At 61.7% G+C, this 19,174-nt stretch carries 19 protein-coding genes; 15 read left to right on the top strand and 4 right to left on the bottom strand.

What is annotated here, in order from left to right:
• Window position 1 precedes the first annotated feature (1 nt).
• Window positions 2-442: a helix-turn-helix transcriptional regulator gene (locus WBA38_RS06495; protein WP_424294428.1), complete on the bottom strand. Its 441-nt coding sequence runs from the start codon at window positions 440-442 to the stop codon at window positions 2-4.
• A gap of 311 nt (window positions 443-753) precedes the next feature.
• Here WBA38_RS06495 and WBA38_RS06490 point away from each other — a divergent pair, with 311 nt between their 5' ends.
• From WBA38_RS06490 to WBA38_RS06450, 9 genes are all read left to right on the top strand, one after another.
• A complete protein-coding gene (locus WBA38_RS06490; RefSeq protein ID WP_424294429.1) occupies window positions 754-1,581 on the top strand; it encodes an MlaE family ABC transporter permease in 828 nt (275 codons plus the stop codon).
• A gap of 1 nt (window position 1,582) precedes the next feature.
• Window positions 1,583-2,449, top strand: a complete 867-nt coding sequence (locus WBA38_RS06485) for an ABC transporter permease (RefSeq protein WP_424294391.1) — start codon at window positions 1,583-1,585, stop codon at window positions 2,447-2,449.
• Between the two features lie 3 nt (window positions 2,450-2,452).
• On the top strand, window positions 2,453-3,748 hold the full coding sequence (locus tag WBA38_RS06480; protein WP_424322326.1) for an MlaD family protein: 1,296 nt from the start codon (window positions 2,453-2,455) through the stop codon (window positions 3,746-3,748).
• Window positions 3,745-4,779, top strand: coding sequence for an MCE family protein (locus WBA38_RS06475; protein WP_424294393.1), 1,035 nt, complete (start codon window positions 3,745-3,747; stop codon window positions 4,777-4,779). The genes WBA38_RS06480 and WBA38_RS06475 overlap by 4 nt, the downstream gene beginning before the upstream one ends.
• Complete coding sequence (locus tag WBA38_RS06470) at window positions 4,776-5,768, top strand: MCE family protein (protein WP_424294394.1); 993 nt, start codon at window positions 4,776-4,778, stop codon at window positions 5,766-5,768. Before WBA38_RS06475 ends, WBA38_RS06470 begins: the two co-directional genes overlap by 4 nt.
• Window positions 5,762-6,889 carry an MCE family protein gene (locus WBA38_RS06465; protein WP_424294395.1) on the top strand — a complete coding sequence of 376 codons (1,128 nt, stop codon included), beginning with the start codon at window positions 5,762-5,764 and terminating at the stop codon, window positions 6,887-6,889. The genes WBA38_RS06470 and WBA38_RS06465 overlap by 7 nt, the downstream gene beginning before the upstream one ends.
• Window positions 6,886-7,986, top strand: a complete 1,101-nt coding sequence (locus tag WBA38_RS06460) for an MCE family protein (protein WP_424294396.1) — start codon at window positions 6,886-6,888, stop codon at window positions 7,984-7,986. Before WBA38_RS06465 ends, WBA38_RS06460 begins: the two co-directional genes overlap by 4 nt.
• A complete protein-coding gene (locus tag WBA38_RS06455; protein WP_424294397.1) occupies window positions 7,983-9,143 on the top strand; it encodes an MlaD family protein in 1,161 nt (386 codons plus the stop codon). Before WBA38_RS06460 ends, WBA38_RS06455 begins: the two co-directional genes overlap by 4 nt.
• Window positions 9,144-9,216: 73 nt before the next feature.
• Window positions 9,217-9,945, top strand: a complete 729-nt coding sequence (locus tag WBA38_RS06450; RefSeq protein WP_424294398.1) for a hypothetical protein — start codon at window positions 9,217-9,219, stop codon at window positions 9,943-9,945.
• A 3-nt stretch (window positions 9,946-9,948) separates the two neighbouring features.
• On the opposite strand, the gene treY is transcribed toward WBA38_RS06450, so the two are convergent.
• Window positions 9,949-12,267 (bottom strand): malto-oligosyltrehalose synthase, encoded by a 2,319-nt coding sequence (gene treY / locus WBA38_RS06445; protein ID WP_424322325.1) that lies wholly within the window; start codon window positions 12,265-12,267, stop codon window positions 9,949-9,951.
• 224 nt (window positions 12,268-12,491) lie between these two features.
• On the bottom strand, window positions 12,492-13,061 hold the full coding sequence (locus tag WBA38_RS06440; RefSeq protein WP_424294400.1) for a TetR/AcrR family transcriptional regulator: 570 nt from the start codon (window positions 13,059-13,061) through the stop codon (window positions 12,492-12,494).
• A gap of 151 nt (window positions 13,062-13,212) precedes the next feature.
• On the opposite strand from WBA38_RS06440, the gene WBA38_RS06435 reads away from it, so the two are divergent.
• The 6 genes from WBA38_RS06435 (at window position 13,213) to WBA38_RS06410 (ending at window position 18,472) form a co-directional block, all read left to right on the top strand.
• On the top strand, window positions 13,213-14,532 hold the full coding sequence (locus tag WBA38_RS06435) for an adenosylmethionine--8-amino-7-oxononanoate transaminase (RefSeq protein ID WP_424294401.1): 1,320 nt from the start codon (window positions 13,213-13,215) through the stop codon (window positions 14,530-14,532).
• On the top strand, window positions 14,529-15,677 hold the full coding sequence (locus tag WBA38_RS06430) for an 8-amino-7-oxononanoate synthase (RefSeq protein WP_424294402.1): 1,149 nt from the start codon (window positions 14,529-14,531) through the stop codon (window positions 15,675-15,677). The genes WBA38_RS06435 and WBA38_RS06430 overlap by 4 nt, the downstream gene beginning before the upstream one ends.
• Complete coding sequence (gene bioD / locus WBA38_RS06425; protein WP_424294403.1) at window positions 15,674-16,399, top strand: dethiobiotin synthase; 726 nt, start codon at window positions 15,674-15,676, stop codon at window positions 16,397-16,399. Before WBA38_RS06430 ends, bioD begins: the two co-directional genes overlap by 4 nt.
• On the top strand, window positions 16,396-17,430 hold the full coding sequence (gene bioB, locus WBA38_RS06420) for a biotin synthase BioB (RefSeq protein WP_424294404.1): 1,035 nt from the start codon (window positions 16,396-16,398) through the stop codon (window positions 17,428-17,430). Before bioD ends, bioB begins: the two co-directional genes overlap by 4 nt.
• Window positions 17,431-17,642: 212 nt before the next feature.
• Complete coding sequence (locus WBA38_RS06415) at window positions 17,643-17,858, top strand: hypothetical protein (RefSeq protein ID WP_424294430.1); 216 nt, start codon at window positions 17,643-17,645, stop codon at window positions 17,856-17,858.
• Entirely contained in the window at window positions 17,855-18,472 is a 618-nt protein-coding gene (locus tag WBA38_RS06410; RefSeq protein WP_424294405.1) for a DUF2567 domain-containing protein, read from the top strand. The genes WBA38_RS06415 and WBA38_RS06410 overlap by 4 nt, the downstream gene beginning before the upstream one ends.
• Here the strand turns inward: WBA38_RS06410 and WBA38_RS06405 are convergent.
• Entirely contained in the window at window positions 18,435-19,130 is a 696-nt protein-coding gene (locus WBA38_RS06405) for an NUDIX hydrolase (protein ID WP_424294406.1), read from the bottom strand. The two genes, WBA38_RS06410 and WBA38_RS06405, sit on opposite strands and share 38 nt — an antisense overlap.
• Window positions 19,131-19,174: the final 44 nt, after the last annotated feature.

The following is a 19,174-nucleotide window of genomic DNA, read 5'->3' as shown; positions in this document are numbered from 1 at the left end:
GTTAAGCTTCCGGCGGCGGCTTGGCTTCTCGATTCCTGATCGGTCTGGCAACCACTTTCGCCAGGCACGGGGGAATGCCCTCTAGCTCGCCGGTATTTGCGCGTCGATACGCCGCTGGTGACACGCCAACCAGTTCGGTGAACCGCGTGCTAAACGTGCCGAGTGAGGATGATCCCACCGCGAAGCACACTTCGGTGACTGACATGTCGGTACCTCGCAGCAGTGTCATCGCCCGCTCGACCCGGCGCGTCATGAGATACGAGTATGGCGACTCGCCGTAGATCCGTTTGAATTCGCGACTCATATGGCCGGGTGACATGTACGCATCCCGGGCGAGTTGCTCCACATTGAGCGGCAGATCGTATTCGCGATCGATCCGGTCGCGGATGCGGCGGATTGCCGTGAGTGCAGCGGTTCGTCGGCTTCTCTCGTCCTCGCCCAGATTCACAAGTGTCTGCCCTTTCTCGCGTCCAGAATTTGGAACTCCTGAAACTCAGGTATTACCAGTATGTTTCGAGGTCAGTGCCGGGAACTGACCAATTTCCTTCATAGGTGAAGTTATGTGTGGCCCGGCGCACAATGACCGGAAATTGCTGTGTATATTACGACCAGACGATCCGGCAGGATCGTACGTATGGGGGATACGGCATCGCGCCAAATTTTCCCTGCGGAGTGTGAACTCAACATGAAGGTAGGGGTGTGGACACAGGAACGGTGGAGCCGGAGCAGCGCCAACCCGCGCAGCACCAGCCAGTGGCCAAACGTCGATGGTCCGATAGCGGAGCGGGAAAATGGTTCGACGGCCACATTAAGAAGTCCTTCGAGACCTTCGGTCGGCAACTGGCAATGTTCGTCGAGGTCTTTAAAGTCCTCATCGAAGACATTGTGAAGAAGCGCTTCCCGTTCAAAGAGTTTGTCCGACAGTGCGCCTTCATGGCGTCGACCTCAGTTTTTCCGACCCTGTTGGTCGCCATCCCAATTGGCGTCATTGTCTCCATCCAGGTATCGAACATCGCCGGTCAGATTGGTGCGACTTCCTTCGCCGGTGCCGCCACGGGTCTTGGCGTCATCCGCCAGGGCGCACCGCTGGTCACGTCGCTGTTGCTTGCTGGCGCTGTGGGTTCCGCAATCGCCGCAGACCTGGGATCTCGCACGATCCGCGAAGAGATCGACGCCATGCGCGTGATGGGCGTTAACCCGGTCCAGCGGCTGATCTCGCCGCGACTGCTAGCAACCATGGTTGTGGCATTTCTGCTCTGCGGTTTCGTGTGTTTCGTGGGGTTCATCACCGGCTATCTCTTCAACGTGTACTTCCAGGGTGGAACACCGGGCAGCTATACGGGCACGTTCGCCTCGTTCGCTGGCACGCCTGATCTCCTATTCGCCCTCGGTAAGGCCGTCATCTTCGGGGCCATCGTTGCGATTGTCGCCTGTGACCGCGGATTGTCGACCACCGGTGGACCGGCAGGTGTCGCAAACTCCGTGAACGCGGCAGTGGTCAACTCGGTGATCTTGCTGTTCACCGTGAATGTGATCTTGACGCAGATCTTCGCGCTCGTCGTCCCGGCCAAGGTGGTGTGAGTTGACGGCTTCCCCGTATGTACCACCGGTTTTGCGGCCGCTTTCGTGGCTGAAAAAGTTATGGGAAGTCCCGCGCGACGGGGTCGTCGCCATGGGCCATCTCATTACTTTCCTGGTGAAGTCCATCGGACTGGCACCCATCACATTTACTCACTACCGCAAGGAAGTGTGGCGACTGCTCTCCGACGTCGCCTGGGGTAATGGGGCCATCGTGGTCGGCGGCGGAACCGTCGGCGTCATGATTATTCTCGGGCTCATGGGCGGTGCGACCGTCGGCATCGAGGGCTACACCGCCCTGAATCTGCTCGGTATGTCGCCGGTGACGGGCGGGTTGTCGGCCTTCGCCACCACCCGGGAGATCGCGCCACTACTGGCGGCCACTGCCTTCACTGCACAGTCGGGCTGCCGTTTCACCGCGCAATTGGGCTCGATGCGAATCAGCGAAGAAATCGACGCCCTTGAGTCGATCGCGATCCGACCGCTTCCGTACCTGGTCACCACCCGCATGGCGGCGGCCGTCTTGTCGATCATTCCGCTGTACGCCATCTCGCTGGCCGCCAACTACGTTGCCGCGCAGGTGATGTTCCAGTTGCAGTCCGGTGCAGGCTCGGGTACTTACCTGCACTACTTCGACCAGTTCATGCTGTCGCAGGATGTTTTTTACTCGTTCCTCAAAGTGATCGTGTTTGTGCTGCTCACCACCTTTATCCAGTGCTACTACGGGTACTTCGCCTCGGGTGGCCCGGAAGGTGTCGGGGTGGCGGCCGGTCACGCGATCCGGCTTTCGATCATCACAATCGTCTTCGCGAACCTCATCCTGACCCTGGTCTTCTGGGGTACCTCTGCAGGCATCAAGATTTCGGGATAGCAGATGAAAATTGATACTGGCGGACGCGATCCGTCCTTGAAGACGTACTTCATCCGCGGCTTGGCATTCCTCGCCGTCGGGGCCGTCGTGCTCGGGCTCCTCTTGGCTCGCTATGAAGGCAAGTTCGACAGTCGCACCGATGTGACGGCACAGCTGACCGACGTCGGCGACGGCCTCGTTTCCGGGGCGGACGTTCGCTACAACGGTTTCATTGTGGGGACCGTCGACACGATTACGAGCGTCGGCACCGGCGACAATCCGGTTAAGGATGTGGCGCTGATTCTTGACCCGAAGCAGGCTTCCGGGATCCCCGCGAATACCACCGCTCGCACCGTCCCGTCGAACCTGTTTGGTGTGAACTCGATTGAACTCATCGCCCCGGCGAACCCGTCGACCCAGACGCTGGCGACGGGTGCTGTCGTGAAGGCCGATACCTCGGAGCCGACGATCCGGCTGCAGGACGCGCAGAACGAACTCCGTGAATTGCTCCGTGCGGTACCGCCGGAAGATCTCGGCATGGTCCTGGGCACGATCGCTGACGCCCTCAAGGGCGGCGGTGCCACTTTCTCGACCTTCGTCGGTGTCCTCGATAACTACTGGAAAACCATCAATGCCCAGTTCCCAGCCGGTGCGCCCTCGGGCTTCGAGAACTTCAACAATGCCGTCAGCGGCCTGGCGAAGTCGACGCCGGAACTCCTTGATGCCCTGGGCAAGTCGGTGGTCCCGGCGATGACGATCGCCAACAACGCCGACCAGCTCACCGCGCTGCTTTCGGCGGGACAGGGAACGATCGACGAACTCCAAACGCTGTTCGCCAAGAACGCTGATGGCGGAAAGCGAATTGTCCGGGACCTCAACACCATGCTGGGTGCCATCGTGATGGAACCGGACGCCATGCCCGATGCGCTGCGGGAACTGTACGTCCTCGCAGGTAAGGCACTCTCGGTCTTTACCGGCACCAACGGGCGCCCGCAGCTGAATCTTGGCGTGAACTTTGGTGCTTACCAGATGTATACGCGTCAGAACTGTCCGGTGTACAACGGCGGGCGTTACGGACAGACCCGCGGCCCGGGCTGCGTGGGTCCGGGCACCGGAACCGGGCCGACAAGCTCTGGTCCGTTAACGATCTATCCGCCCGGGATGCACCGAGCGTCGGCCACCAAACCGGTCAGTGGTGTCACCACCGGTAAGGATTCGAAAACGCTGAAGGATGCACTCGGCCGCAAGCCGTCGTCCGCGGACAGCCTGATGCTGGGTCCGCTGGTATCCGCAGTCACGCCAAGGGAGGGAGGCCAGTGAGTAATTCTTCGACAAGCATTCGGAAGCCGCTGATTGGCTTCTCGCTGTTCGCCATCGCCGCGTTGTTTATGACCTATCTGATTTGGTCGACGCTGGAGCGGTCTGTCAGCGGGTCGACTACCGACTTCTCGACCACGTTCAACGATGCGTCGGGGTTGGCAGTGGGCGATGACGTCCGGATGGCGGGTGTCCGCGTCGGTCGAGTCAGCAGTATCGACTTGGCGGACGGCAAGGCTGCGGTGAAGTTCGAGGTGCAAGACGATCAGCAGGTCTACGCCAACACGCAGGCTGCGATCCGGTATCAGAACTTGATCGGTCAGCGATACCTTGCGCTGTCGCTGAACGGTCCCACACCGGGAGCGAAGCTGAGCCCGGGGTCGGCACTGCGCCTGCCGAGTGAAGATTCCTTCGACGTGACAAAGTTGCTCGCCGGATTCCAGCCGGTCTTCGACACGCTCACGCCCGATCAGGTCAACTTGCTCTCGGAAAGCCTGATCCAGGCCTTCCAAGGCAACGCGGTGTCGCTCTCTCGCACGTTGGAATCTATCGGGCAGGTCGCTAATGACATGGCGAACCGTGATCAAGTGCTCGGTGCCATCATCACCAACGTCGGTGTGGTGGTTCGAGAACTCGCCTCGCAGGGCAATCAGCTGCAGACCCTGATCGACAGCGCTGGCAAACTGGTCGAAGGACTCAACGGCAGCTCGGCCCAGTTCGGCAAGGCGATCGATCAGATCGGCCGTACCGCATCCGGTTTTGCCGATGTATTCGCGAAGAACCGGGCCAGTCTCCAATCGGCTGGCAACGCCGCACTGCAGGCCACCAACCAGCTGATCTCCAGCGGCTCCAAAATGGATCGACTCGCCGGTGACCTACCGGTCTTCCTCGGCCACCTGTCCGTCGTTATTTCGCAGGGCGCGTACTTGAACATCTACATGTGTGACCTTGATATCTCGATCGGCAACGTGCTTTTCCCGCCGGGCCTGATTAACAAAATCGGTGGTACTCAGCACTCGGTGGTGTGTCGATGAAAAACCGTCTGAAGTCTTCATTTAACGGCAATCGTGGCCTCTGGTACGGCATCGTTGGTGCCCTGGGGTTGGTCGCATTGCTGGTTGGCATCGTCGCCTTCAGTTCTGCGGGAATCGGACAGAAGACGTACACCGCCGATTTTGCTCAAGCCGGCGGTATTCGTCCCGGCGACAAGATCCGCGTTGCTGGCATCGATGTCGGCAAGGTCGATACCACCGAACTCAACGGCAATCACGTCACGATCACCATGAAGGTCAACAGGGACGTGGTCGTGAAGGACGACGGTTCGGCCGAGATCAAAATGTCGACCCTGCTGGGGCAGCGCTACATCGACATTGTGTTGGGAACGAGCGATGCCGCAGCTCCCGACGGCAAGATTAAGCAGACCTACGTGCCCTACGACCTTCAGCAGACCCTTGCCAAAGGCACCCCGATCATCGCAGGCATCAAAGCGGACGAGTTGACGAACAGTATTCGGACGCTGTCGCGACAGATGGCCGGTGCGCCAGCCATCATGGGGCCCACGCTTGAGTCGCTGACGCGGATGTCGGATGTGCTTAACAATCGTCGCGATCAGATTGATCAGATGTTGAAAGACACCGATGCAGTCACCAGCCAGGTCGTCGACACGCAGTTCCAACTCTCGATCATTGTGGGGCAGGGCGCGCAATTGGCCAACAAAATTGTGGCCCGCGAGCAACTCGTCACCCGCATGCTCGATGGATTGGCAAGGCTCACCGACCAGGCGAGCGCCGTCGCTGCTGAGAACCGCGACCAGTTCGCCCCGGTCATGGCCAACTTGAACACCATGACCAATGGCCTGGAGAAGAACCGGGCTAACCTCCGCAAGCTGCTCGAAGCCCTGCCTATCGCGACGCGACAGGCAGCCAACATCATGGGCGACGGCCCCTACACAACCGGCTACCTGCCGTGGGGTCTATTTCCCGACAACTGGTTGTGCTTGGCAAAGGTGGTGAACGGATGCTGAACGTAACCCAGCGCGAGCAAGGGCCAATGCGCCGCAAGCGGGCCATTGTCGGTGCTGCACTCGCAACGGTGACAGCGTTGACGGTGACCGGTTGCTCACTGGTGCCCGCGACGTGGACGGCCGCAGCGGGACAAGCCAATACGGTGACGGCCTACTTCGACGACGTGTCGGGCATCTACGACGGCAACGACGTCGCGGTTCTCGGAATGCCGGTCGGCCGAGTCACTTCGGTGGAACCGCAAGGCACGCGTGTCAAGGTGACGATGACCGTCGACAACTCAATCGATGTCCCCGCCGATGTCACGGCAGCCATCGTGAACACGTCGATTGTCACAACACGCCACATCGAGCTGTCACCGACTTACCAGGAGGGTCCCAAACTCGAAGACGGCGGCGTCATCAAGAACACCGAATCGCCCGTCGAGATCGGTACGCTATTCGACTCAATTGACGCCATTGTGAAGTCGATGTCCGGTGACCGACCGGGTGAAGGCCCGATCGCCGACTTTGTCGATGTCACTTCTGGCATCGCCTCGGGCAATGGGGAGAAGCTGCGCGAGGCGCTCGCGGCGTTGTCGAAGGCAGGCAAGCTCGGCGCCGATAACGGGGACGCTCTCGTTGCCATCATCAAGAACCTTGAGACGTTGACGACAGCGCTCACCGACAACTACCCGAAAATGAAGCAGTTCTCTTCGTCGATCACCCAGGTATCGGAGATGTTAGGCAACCAGTCGGTCGGCTTGGTCGCCTCTCTGGGTGACCTGAACCAGACCCTGCAAAATACGTCGGATTTCCTGTCGGGCAACTCGGGATTGATTGGCGCATCAACGGGACGGCTTGCGGCCCTGCTGGCCAATCTGTCGGACTTTTCCCGTGAAGTCGTGGAGACCATCGACCAGACGCCAATGGTGTTCCAGAACCTCTCGAACTCGGTGTCCGTCGAACAGGGCGCGTGGCGTGCCGGGGTTCCGGTCGACAAATCCCTGCTTGACAACCAGTCGCTGTCGGCGCTGTGCCGAGTTATCCAACTCGACAAGCGAGGCTGCGAAACCGGTCAGTTGAAGGACTTCGGTCCCGACCTCGGTATCTATTCGGGACTGTTGGGGCTGATGAGCAAATGACACTGAAGAAGAAGGCCGGGGTCGCCGCGGTTGCGCTGGTAACTACTGTGAGCCTCGCCGCATGCGGCGCGATTCCAGGCCTCACTGTTGAACAGATTCCGCTGCCCGCACCGGGTGGCATCGGCGATGCAATCACCATCCACACGTCATTCGACAATGCGCTGAACTTGCCGAACAAAGCGAAGGTGCGCCTCGGTGGCATGGAGGTGGGTGAAGTTGAGTCGATCATCGCGAAGAACTATCGGGCTGAAGTGACAATGAATGTCTCACGTGACGCCGATATCCCCGTCGATACGGCAGCCGAACTGCGCCAGGCGACACCGCTCGGCGATGTCTTTATCGCTCTACAACCGCCAGCTAAGTCGACGGCCGCGCCGGTCAAGGACGGCGGCACGATCACCGGGCCGACGTCGGCAGCCGCGACCATCGAGGACCTGCTGGTGTCGATGACCGGTCTCGTTGATTCCGGTTCGATCAGTTCGCTGCAGACAATCTTTACGGAGTTGAGTACCGCCGTCGGCGGCAATGCCCCGGAATTGCGTGGTGCGATCGAGGGCTTCACCACGGCCATCGACAAGTTCAACAAAAACTCGGCACTGGTCGACGAGGCCATGGCCAACACCGCGAAGTTCACCAAAGAGTTGGCCGATGGTCGCACGCAGATTTCAGCGGCAGTGAACAAGTTGCCTGCCGCAATCAACGTGGTGAACGATCAATTGGGAATGATCTTGACGACGCTCGATAAGTCGAACAAGATCACGACCGCGACCAACGACTTTTTAAATACCGAGCAGGACGACTTCACCGAAATGCTCGGTCACCTGAACACCACGCTGGTGGCATTGAACAAGTCAGCCCCGATGTTTGGGCCGTTGGCTGATCGAATGGCCGAGTTGAATCCGAAGTGGATCAAGGCGACATCCGGTAGTGCCGCAGCCGTGTCGGCAAAGATCTTCTGGCTCACGCCGGGAGTCGGTTTCGACGCGGCCACCCGACTGCCTGAGGGGTCAGACATCACCAAGGGTATGAACAGCATGGAGCAGACACTTGCGCGCATTATTGCGCGGCTGTCCGGTACGAGGGGATGCTGCTCATGATGACTTGGTTACGGAAGCACAAGATCATTCTCGGCAACCTCGGGCTGGTGCTGGTGATGTTGCTGGGGCTGGCGTTCCTGGCTTTCAATAGCTTGAGTTGGCGTCCGTGGCAAAGTACCTACGCGGTCACCGTTCATTTCCCGGCATCCGGAGGGCTGCAGGAAACCAGTCTGGTGATGTTGCGGGGTTCGGAGATTGGGAATGTCGAGAGCATCAAGGTCGCCTCGAAGACCGTCGACGTGAAGTTGAAGTTGCGAGACGACTTCAAAATCAACAAGAACGCGACCTTCTCGGCGTTGGGGTTGTCCGCAGCCGGAGAGCAGTACGTCAACATCACGCCAACTACCGACGACGGGCCATACCTGAGCGATGGCGACGAGATTCAGGCAACGCAAACGCACGTGACTGCGGGTTTTCCCGGCATGCTCCAGTCGGCTCTCGACGTGATTGGCCAGATCGATGCCCCCAAGCTGACGGCATCACTGCAGCAACTTGAGATTGGCCTCAATGACAACGGCCCGAACCAACTCAAGTCGATCTTCCAATCGGGTGGCGTGATTTTTGCCGATCTCGCGAAGGTGCTCCCGCAGACAACAAAATTGATTGAGAACACCGGAACCATCCTGAAGACAACGTCCGGCATCCAACCGGATTTGCAGCGGATGGTTGGCGGTATCGACGAATTGTTCTCGGCGACCAAAGCTGCCGATGCGGAGTTGCGCGGACTGTTGGGCAACGGGCCTGCACAGTTGACTAGCTTGGCGGGTTCGCTCGCGGCGATCACTGACCCGTTGTCGGATGTGCTGACTCAGTTCCTCGACGTCGCTCGTCAGGGTGCGTTGCGTGCGCCAGCGTTGGCAAACCTGTTTCCCAGTGTCCGCGATGGCGTTATTCAGTCGCAGGCGATGTTCCACGGCGGCGCCTGGTGGGCGTTGGCGACGATTTTCCCACGCCCCACATGCAACTATTCGATTGCGCCGTCAGATCCAACGAAGATCCAAAGCATGGCGATTCCGAAGAATCTGTACTGTGTGACCGAGGACCCGACGATGCTGACGCGTGGCGCAGCCAATGCTCCACGTCCGAAGGGCGACGACACGGCCGGACCGCCAGCTAACTACGATCCGAACGCTCGGACGGTTCCGCTCGATAAGTAGTGACAGGCCCAGACAGAAGTATTGAGAGCGCTGGCAGGTAAGTGCTCTCTGCCAGATGAGTGATGAAGGACGTATGAGTTCAGCTGATGCAAAAGACATCTCGGATGCTGGGGCAACCGAGGATCTTGAGGAAGTATCAAACGACCCCAACGAGTCGGCGGATGGGTCCGCATCCAACGCTGCCCGCCGTGCGGCGCGCCAGGCAAAGGCGGCGTCTGCCGATACTTCTGCAGTGACCATTCCAATTCGACTCATCAAGCGAGTCGCAGCAGGTTTGCTGGCCGCGGTAGTGATTGCGGTTCTCGCTTTCGGCGGGTGGAAGTTGTACGACCAGAAGCAGGAACTGGCGGCCTTCGACGCCAGCAAGACCGCTGGGGCGCAATTCGTTGTCACCTACCTGAAAGCGATGAGCGCAGAGAATGCGACGCCGGATTCGCTGCGGAAAACCGTTGGCTCGTTGACGACCGGTGACCTGAAGGCACGACTCGATTCCGATGCCGACGACGCTGTGAAGTTTATGCAGGACTCAAAGATCACGAATCTGACCACATCGGTCACTTCAACGATGGTCGAGTCGTTCGATGCGAACACCGCAGACGTGGTGGTTGGCGTCGATGTCACCGGGGTGAGCCCGACCAGCGGTGGCCCCGCCAAGAACGCACTGCTCTTGCAACTGAAGGTCGACAAGGTTGACGGCGAATGGCTGGTCAGCGCCATGGACTTTGGTCCGGGAGTCACGGTGGGTGCTGCGCAGGGACAGCCTGCACCTGCACCTGCTCCGGAACCCGTGCCCGGAGGTTAAGGACTAACTTTTAAGCTCCAGCAGGGCATATGGCTTGTCGGCGAGGAGAGCGTCGGCCGAGATTGAGCCGGTGAACTCCTCGCCCGCAGTCGTCTCGACCCATATTCCGGGCGGTAGTTCGACGTAGGCTTTCCCGCGGGTCACGGGACTGTTGAACATCAATGCCAAACGGACACCCACGACGACGACCGCGGCCACTCCGCGATGACCGCGTGAGAACGCAATCAGATGGGCTGCGGCGGGGCCGCGAACCGTCAGACTCGCATAGTCGCTGCCCGGACCGAATGAGTCGAGGTGGCGGCGTCGGACAGCCAAGGCGGCGCGAACCGCCTGGACCTTCGGGTGGTCCAGGCTGCGCGTGTAGTCGACGGGTCGCCGATTGTCGGGGTCGGTCAGCGAATCGTCCCACCATTGAGTGCCCTGGTAGATGTCGCCGACTCCGGGCAGTGTCAACGAGATGACCTTGCGCGACAGCGATTCTTCACGGCCAGCGTCGGCGATGAGGGACACGAACGACGAAACTGCCAAGCCCGGGATACCGGTTTGAATGGTGTCGAGCCACCGCAGGACGTCGGCTTCGGCTCGGGGGTTGGGGTCGGACCACGAAGACACCACCTGACCTTCGCGCAAGGTTTTGGACGCAAATGCCGAGAAACGCGCGCGCATCTGCTCGTCGGGGAGCGCTTGATCCGGCCACACGCCGACCAGATTCTGCAGCAGGTAGTAGCAGACCCAACTGTGTGGAGGCGGTGCCATACGCCAAAGCTCGTCGACAAAGATCCGCCATCGCTGCGGGGTTTGGGCGATCACCGCGATCCGGGCCCGCACGTCTTCGGCACGCTTCGTATCGTGCGTCGAGAGCGCGTTGAGTCCGCGTGGCCAGTGCGCGGCCCGCCAACTGCAGCGTTCGTCGAAGTCGGGCTGGTTGATTGCCGGGATCAGGGGCGAACAGCCGAGTTCCTGACTCGATACGAGGCGCGCGGTCCGGTTATAGCCGATCCCTTCGATGGCCTGGCCATACACCGCAACCGTCGCTTCGCCGAGACGTGCCACCGCTTCCGGTGCATAGTCGGGGTCGGCGATCGCCGTGGCGAGCACCTCGCACCCGGGTGCTGCGACGAGATTTTCGGCCGCCAGGTTGTCGATCCGGTTGAGGACCGCTTCCGTCGTCGCCGGATATCCGGGTCGGGCGACCGGCGACGAACTCACGAGCAGAGATACCGCTTGCCTGAGGATGTGCGGCGGAACCTGGTGATCGCGGGCCGACAGGAGGTCCGTGATTCGTTGTAGGCGATCGGGGAAACTGCTCACCAACACGCTTTCGCGCAGTTCGCGGGCTCGTTCCCACAGGCGATCTCCGTCGCCTTCGCGGCCACCGGAGATGGTACGGAATGTTTCTTCCAATTCAATGGCACCTGTCGGTGCGGTAAAACGTGCCTCGATCAGCTGTAAAGTCTCGTAGCCGGTGGTTCCGTCGACGGGTAGGGAAGGGTCGAGTTCTTCGGCGATTGCCAGAGTCTTCTCGACGTAGATGAGGCGGTCAGCACCGAGGTCGGCCCGGAGGCGGGTGAGGTAGCCAACGGGGTCGCGAAGCCCGTCGAGGTGATCGATGCGCACGCCGTCGAGAAGGTCGTCCGCTACGAGTTCTTGAAGCCAACCGTGTGTCGCGTCGTACACGGCGGGGATCTCTTGCCGCAGCGCGGCGAGACCGTTCACCGTGAGAAACCGCCGATAGCCGATTTGCGTGCCATCGTGGGCAACGAGTCGGTAGTGCTGACGTTGATGGACCTCAAGTGGATCATCACCCGGCGCAACGGTTCCCGGGGCGGTGGGGACGGCAATGTCGCCGAGTACCAGCCAATCGCGTTCGTCGAGGCGGAGATCTGCGAGGTCTTCGGCTCGACCGAGATAGGGGAGATAGATGGTGTCGGTGTCGGCCGGATAGAGGTCAAAGTAGGTCGCATACGGGGAGTCGAAGCCGAACGTCAGCACGTGCTCCCACCACGGATTGTGGGCGACTGATGCCACACCGACGTGGTTGGGCACGAGATCGAGAATCATGCCGATGCCCAGGGCCCGCGCATGCTCACGCAGGAACCGGAAGCCGTCGAGACCGCCGAGAGCTTGTGCGATTCGAGCCGGTGGCGACCAGTCGTAGCCGTGCTGCGACCCTGGCATCGCTTCCAGGATGGGGGAGAGATACAGGTGGCTCACGCCGAGGTCGCAGAGGTGTCCGAGGATTCCGGTGACTTCGGCGAAGGTGAAGTCGGGCGTCAGTTGTACCCGATAGGTGGCGACGGGTTCGAGGGTGGTGCGTGGCATACCTCTCCTCCGTCGGACGTCGATCTCTCGATGGCACGGAGCAACTCGGGCAGTCGAATAGTTAATCGCTGATGATCGTACCGACGTCCACCACAACGAAGCCGCAACTGCCGCTTCCCCCTTTTCCGTCACCATTCGACCGTTCCATCACAACACGCCACGATCGGTGACGGAATGGGCGGGGAGTGGCGTGTCGAAGTGACACAAAAGAAGGGGATTCCGGGTTAGGCGACGGTGTTGATCTCGCTGCGTGCACGGGCACCGTCGAGGATGATGTCGAGGGCGTCGTCGAACTCGGCGGAAAAGACTCGCCCCGACGAACCGGTAACGCCGAGTCTTTCCATCTGGGTGCGCGTTTGTTCCTCGATAGTGAGACCAATTGTCAACTGGCAGATGGCCGTTGCGAGCCCGGATGACGCTTGCGCGGACAGCTGACCACGTGCTGCGACGTCGGCAATCGTCTTCTCGATACTGCGATCGGCGAGCCCGGACGCCCAGGCCGACGACACCACTTCGGCGCTGTCGGGAACGGCTAGCAGAACGGCGCGCAGATCAGTGGCTAACCGATGCAGCTCCGTGAGCCAGTCGATGTCGGGTGACGGTCCCGGAATGCTGGCGAGAATGTCCTCGGCCAGCGCGGCCAACATCGTCTGCTTGTTGGGGAAGTGCCAGTAGAGCGCATTCGGGCGCACGCCGAGGTCGGCGGCCAGGCGTCGCATCGTGAGATCGGCAAGGCTGTGCTCGGCAAGGATGCCTCGAGCTGCGGCGAGAATGTCGGACCTCGTATTACTCACGGATGTCACCTTAGCTTGCCGGTAGACGATTGACCTGCAGTGTACGTCGTTCAGGAGTTCCCTGTACGACGTACAGGTATGTCCTGTACGGTGTCCAGGGTTACCGGTTTACCCGGCACCACGTTCAGAAGCGAAAGAGGGAGAGATCACCGTGGATGCAGCAACGATCTCAAAGATCGACGCGCGGCACGTCTGGCATCCGTACGGCGGATTTCCGTCGACGACGACGCCGCTCGTGGTGAGCGACTGCGAAGGTGTCACCATTCGGCTCGCCGACGGCAGCGAACTGATCGATGGCATGAGTTCCTGGTGGGCCGCAATCCACGGCTACCGTCACCCGCAACTGGACAGGGCGCTGGCCGAGCAAGCCGGCCTCATGTCGCATGTGATGTTCGGTGGACTCACCCACGAGCCAGCTGCCGCACTGGCAGCACAGCTTGTCGCCATCACACCGGCGCCGCTGCAGAAAGTGTTCTTCGCCGATTCTGGATCTGTGTCGGTGGAAGTCGCGGTCAAGATGGCACTTCAGTACTGGCGTAGCCGGGGCAAAACCGAGAAGCGCACCCTGCTGACATGGCGCGGCGGTTACCACGGAGACACATTTGCGCCGATGAGCGTCTGCGATCCCGACGGCGGAATGCACTCGATGTGGCGGGGCGTGATTGCCGAGCAACTCTTTGTACCTGCGCCGCCCGATTCGCGCGATGGTCGTGCCGCCGACGAGGCCTACCTGCAGATGTTCGACGACCATCTCGCGCGTCATCGCCACCGCCTTGCCGCCGTCATCATTGAGCCGGTGGTCCAGGGGGCAGGTGGGATGCGCTTTCATTCGCCATCGCTCATCGCGGGCCTTCGCGAACTATGCAATCGCCACGAGGTCTTGTTGATCTGCGACGAGATTGCGACCGGGTTTGGCCGTACGGGATCGCTGTTTGCGGTCGACGCAGCCGGAATTAGCCCCGACATTATGTGTGTCGGAAAGGCGCTGACCGGCGGGTACTTGACCCTCGCCGCCACGCTGACGACAGACGAGATCGCCGAGGTCATCAGTCGAGGCGAAGCCGGTGGGCTGGCCCACGGGCCCACCTTCATGGGCAATCCGCTCGCTTGCGCTGTCGCCCAAGCCTCCCTGACGGTACTCGCAGAATCCGACTGGCAGCGACGGGTGCCGGCGATCGGGCGCCATCTGGCCGACCGATTGGCACCGCTGCTGGCAGTCGACGGAGTTACCGACGTCCGCACCCTCGGTGCCATTGCCGTCATCGAATTGGATCGTGAGGTCGACATGATTGCCGCGACCGAAGCCGCAGTCGCCGCAGGCGTTTGGGTACGACCGTTCCGAAAACTGATCTACGCGATGCCGCCATTCATCATCAACGACGTGGACCTTGACCGGTTGGCCGACGGCATGACAGCGGCGACTCGCGCTTCGCTGGCGGCGACAACCCACCCGGTGGAGCTCGTCTCATGAGCGCGCCGTGGTTGGCCGACATCGCCGAACGAACACGTGCGGCGGGATTGCATCGCTCTCCGGTCGCCAGGCGGGCCGATACGGTTGAGATCAACCTCGCGTCGAATGACTACCTTGGGCTCTCGACGCATCCGGAAGTCATCGCCGGGGCACATGCCGCGCTCGACTGCTGGGGTACCGGCTCGACGGCTTCGCGATTGGTCGCAGGAACCACGCAAGCGCACCTCGACTTCGAGAACGACCTCGCCGATTTTCTGGGTTTTGAGGCGGCCCTGGCGTTTTCCTCCGGGTACCTGGCAAACGTCGGTGCCGTTACCGCGTTGGTCGGCCGTGGTGATCTCATCGTCAGCGATACCGGAGCTCACGCCTCATTGATTGATGGTTGCCGATTGTCGCGGGCCCGCGTTGAGGTGGTGCCGCGGGGTGACGTAGACGCGGTCCGCCGCGTCCTCGCTGAGCGCACCGAAGAACGCGCCTTGGTGGTGACGGATTCGATTTACAGCATCGATGGCAAGGTCGCACCGCTGCGCGGCCTGTACGACGCCGCCGTCGATCATGGTGCCATTTTGCTGGCCGATGAAGCCCATGCACTCGGCGTGCGCGGTCCGGGTGGGCGCGGAGTGGCTGCCGAGCAGGGACTGTCCGGGGCGCCGGGACTCATCATCACGACCGTCGCCTCCAAATCCCTCGGTGCCCAAGGCGGCATCGTACTCGGCACGGACCTCCTGCGCGACCATCTCATCGACCACGCCCGCACCTTCATTTTCGATACCGGCCTCAACCCGGCGGCAGTCGGCGCGGCACATGCGGCTTTGCGACTGCTGCGTGCCGATCCGCTGATGCCGGAACGACTGCGCGCCGGTGTCCGGCAGCTCGCGCGCGCGTGCGGTGCAGAGACGCCCGATGCCGCCGTGGTCTCGCTTATCGTCGGCGATCCCGTCGCCGCTGTGCGTGCCGCCGAACTGTGCCGCTCGCGGGGCGTCTTCGTCGGGTGCTTTCGACCGCCGTCGGTGCCGGAGGGAACCTCTCGCCTGCGTCTGACGGTCCGAGCCGACCTCAGCCAGGACGACTTGGCCCTGGTGTCGGGTGTGGTGGTCGATGCGCTCCGCGAAGTGGGTGCCCGGCGTGCGGTGGAGGTGTCATGAGCGCCGACATTGTTGTCGTGACCGGTACATCGACTGACATCGGTAAGACGATTGCCGTGGCCGCTGTCGCCTCTGCGGCCCGCGCTGCCGGCTTGCGGGTGGCCGTGTGCAAGGCTGCTCAGACCGGAGTCGCCCCGGGGGAACCGGCCGACCTTGCCGAGGTTGAACGACTGGCAGGTTCGTTGCCGACCCGCGAACCGGCCCGATTCCCCGAACCTTTGGCGCCGGAGACTGCGGCCGCTCGCGCGGGGCTGCCGCCGGTGACCTTGGCCGAGATTGTCGATGCCGTCGCCGAACTCGCGGTCAACGCTGATCTGGTCCTCGTCGAAGGTGCCGGGGGTGTGTTGGTTCGACTGGCATCGGACCTCACGATCTTGGATGTGGCGAACCGACTCGATGCCGATCTGTTGGTGGTGACCGACCCCGGCCTGGGGACCCTGAACCACACCGAACTGACTGTGCGCGCCGCACATGCTGCGGGGGTCCGCGTCCGTGGACTTGTGATCGGGAGTTGGCCCGACGCCCCCGACCTGGCGATGACCTGCAATCTCGCGGATTTGCCGCGGCTGACCGGGATCCCGGTCGTCGCATCGATACCCACCGGTTCCGGTCGACTCGCCAGCCTTGACTTCCGTGCTGCCGCACCCGACTGGGTCGAAGCCGGAGCTTTCCATCCTGCACATACTCAAGAAACCGTCCCCCTGAAGGAGATTCACCTATGACCACGACCGCCGAAGTTGCCGCCGCAGAGACGACAGGCACTGACATTCTCGAGGTTGCACGCCAGCAGGTGCTCGAGCGTGGCGAAGGCTTCACTCGCGACCAGGTTCTGTCGGTGCTGCAACTCGATGACGAGCGGCTCACCGAACTGCTCCAGGTGGCCCACGATGTTCGGATGCGTTGGTGCGGACCAGAAGTGGAGGTTGAGGGCATCATCTCGCTGAAGACCGGCGGGTGCCCGGAAGACTGCCACTTTTGTAGCCAGTCGGGTCTGTTCGCTTCGCCCGTTCGCAGTGCGTGGATCGATATCCCGTCGCTCGTTGAGGCGGCCAAGCAGACCGCAAAGTCCGGTGCCACGGAATTCTGCATCGTCGCCGCTGTGCGAGGTCCCGATAAGCGTCTGATGGCGCAGGTTGCCGCCGGTATTGAAGCGATTCGCAACGAAGTCGACATTCAGATCGCTTGCAGCTTGGGCATGCTGACCCAGGAGCAAGTCGACGAACTTGCTGCCATGGGGGTACATCGTTACAACCACAACCTGGAAACTGCGCGCAGCCACTTCCCGAACGTCGTCACCACCCACACCTGGGAAGAACGGTGGGGCACCCTGAAGATGGTTCGGGAGGCAGGCATGGAAGTCTGCTGCGGCGGCATCCTCGGAATGGGCGAAACCCTTGAACAGCGCGCCGAATTCGCCTCGGACCTGGCGTCACTCGATCCCGACGAAGTGCCGTTGAACTTCCTGAACCCGCGACCGGGAACCCCATTCGGTGACCTCGACGTGCTGCCGGCGTCGGAGGCGTTGAAGTCGGTCGCCGCGTTCCGCCTCGCGCTTCCGCGAACAATTCTGCGATTCGCCGGTGGTCGCGAAATTACCCTCGGTGACCTCGGAGCCAAGCAGGGCATCCTCGGCGGTATCAATGCCGTCATCGTTGGCAACTACCTGACCACCCTTGGTCGGCCAGCCGAAAATGACTTGGATCTGCTCGGCGACCTCGAAATGCCCATCAAAGCGCTGAACGACACCCTGTGATCGCGTCGGCAGGTGAGAGCACCGGTAGCCTCGAAGGTCTAACGCGTATGTCGGACGTTCCGTCGGCCGCTGCGATCAGATTTCAGGAGGCGTCGACGATGACGAGTGTGATCCCCGGATCTTCATTCCCTGGGGCCCAAAGCTCTGGGTCGCAAAGTTCGGCACCCCAAAGTTCGGGACCCCAAAATTCGGGACCCCAAAGTTCGGGACCACTGCAGGAACCCCTGCGCTTTGGTGTGTACACGGGCATCGAGGCTGAACTGCAGTCACCGGAAGCGGTGCCTGCGGCCGCGCAGTTGGGTTTGGAACCTCCGCGTTTCTGCGGGCAATGCGGTCGACGAATGGTGGTGCAGGTGCGTCCAGACGGCTGGGATGCGCGTTGTTCACGGCACGGCACTGTCGACTCCTCGGAGGTCGGTCAGCGATGAACATTCGCCGGGTTATTGCGGTGGTAGTCGGATTGCTCGCGGCGACGTTTGTTGTCGCCGGATTGTGGGCGTGGCTCGCGCCCGCGGTCAATCTCGTGGTGGAACGTCACGGCGAGGTGCAATTTGCTACCGAACTTGACCCGGCGAAAATGTTCGACGGGGTCGCGGTTTTCGCGTTTCTGACGATGGGTTTGGGCGCGTTGATCGCCGTCGCTGCGTGGTTTGGGTTGCGGTCGTCGCGCGGATTGGGCGGCCTGTTTTTCGTGGTCCTGATGTCGATCGCGACATCGGCGATAGCCCTTGACCTCGCAGGTCGATTCGGCCGAATGGTGAACGGCGACGTCGATGCCGCGGTTCCGGGGACCTACCGGGGCACCACCAATCTTTGGATGGCTAATGATTTGGGGCCCTCCTGGGTGTTGCTTCTGTGCGCGCCAACGGTGGCGCTGTTTGTCTATCTGGCGTGCGCGCTGCTGTCGTCGCATGCTGATCTGGGCCGCGGCGATGATCAGTCCGCGCAACCGTCAGTGCAGGTTCTTGCCGAAGCTGGCACCGAGGATCGGGGAGTCGCTGCTGTCACATCGGGGGACGCAGAGCCGCAAACTCGTCTGTGACACGCAGTCGCGTGTCAGCGAATGCGTACAGCGCGGGTGGACGTCCGCCGGTGCGTCCGGTGCGTCCGACTGTCCCGGTGGCGACGACGACGCCGCGCCGCGACAGGACGCGCAGCAAGTTTGTCGCATCTACCGCGTAACCCAGTGCGGCACCGTAGATTTCGGCCAGTTCGGACATGGGGAACTGGCTGGGTGCCAACGCAAACGCGATATTCGTGTACGACAGTTTGCCCGCCAGGCGCGCACGGGCAAGGTCGATGACGTCGCGGTGGTCGTAGGCGAGGGCCGGTAGTTCTTTGACGTCGAACCAGCGTGCGTCGGCGACCGTTTCAGCGGGAATATCGCTGGGAACGAGTCCGAGGAAGGTCGACGCGACTGTCCGTTCTCCGGGAACGCGGTCGGGATCGGAGAACACTGAGAGTTGCTCGAGGTGAGCGACGCGCGTCAGACCGGCCCGAGTTCCCAACCATCTGACGGCAGCCGATCCGAGGGTTTCGCGTTCGACGATGGGCCCGCCCGGCAATGCCCAGCCAGCGACCTCGCAGGGTCGGAGGAGTACCCGTAGGACCGGTTCGCCCGCGTCGGGTTCGCTGACCTGGAACACCGCGGTCAGTACCTCGACGCGAACGGTCGTTGCGGCCTTGCTGTCGGGTTCCATAGCGTCCAGGTTAATGAGTCGTCGTACTCCGGCGGAGGAGGCGG

The organism is Gordonia sp. (in: high G+C Gram-positive bacteria) (assembly GCF_049647785.1).
In the GTDB taxonomy this organism is placed as follows: domain Bacteria; phylum Actinomycetota; class Actinomycetes; order Mycobacteriales; family Mycobacteriaceae; genus Gordonia.
Note: the sequence above shows the minus strand (reverse complement) of the source record. Positions and strands in the feature narration are given on the sequence as shown.

What these genes read in the sequence shown, in the direction of transcription:
- treY (WP_424322325.1), bottom strand. Translation starts at nt 12,267, where the DNA reads ATGCCACGCACCACCCTCGAACCCGTCGCCACCTATCGGGTACAACTG.
- WBA38_RS06430 (WP_424294402.1), top strand. Translation starts at nt 14,529, where the DNA reads ATGAGCGCGCCGTGGTTGGCCGACATCGCCGAACGAACACGTGCGGCG.
- WBA38_RS06410 (WP_424294405.1), top strand. Translation starts at nt 17,855, where the DNA reads ATGAACATTCGCCGGGTTATTGCGGTGGTAGTCGGATTGCTCGCGGCG.
- bioB (WP_424294404.1), top strand. Translation starts at nt 16,396, where the DNA reads ATGACCACGACCGCCGAAGTTGCCGCCGCAGAGACGACAGGCACTGAC.
- WBA38_RS06460 (WP_424294396.1), top strand. Translation starts at nt 6,886, where the DNA reads ATGACACTGAAGAAGAAGGCCGGGGTCGCCGCGGTTGCGCTGGTAACT.
- WBA38_RS06405 (WP_424294406.1), bottom strand. Translation starts at nt 19,130, where the DNA reads ATGGAACCCGACAGCAAGGCCGCAACGACCGTTCGCGTCGAGGTACTG.
- WBA38_RS06455 (WP_424294397.1), top strand. Translation starts at nt 7,983, where the DNA reads ATGATGACTTGGTTACGGAAGCACAAGATCATTCTCGGCAACCTCGGG.
- WBA38_RS06470 (WP_424294394.1), top strand. Translation starts at nt 4,776, where the DNA reads ATGAAAAACCGTCTGAAGTCTTCATTTAACGGCAATCGTGGCCTCTGG.
- WBA38_RS06450 (WP_424294398.1), top strand. Translation starts at nt 9,217, where the DNA reads ATGAGTTCAGCTGATGCAAAAGACATCTCGGATGCTGGGGCAACCGAG.
- WBA38_RS06465 (WP_424294395.1), top strand. Translation starts at nt 5,762, where the DNA reads ATGCTGAACGTAACCCAGCGCGAGCAAGGGCCAATGCGCCGCAAGCGG.
- bioD (WP_424294403.1), top strand. Translation starts at nt 15,674, where the DNA reads ATGAGCGCCGACATTGTTGTCGTGACCGGTACATCGACTGACATCGGT.
- WBA38_RS06480 (WP_424322326.1), top strand. Translation starts at nt 2,453, where the DNA reads ATGAAAATTGATACTGGCGGACGCGATCCGTCCTTGAAGACGTACTTC.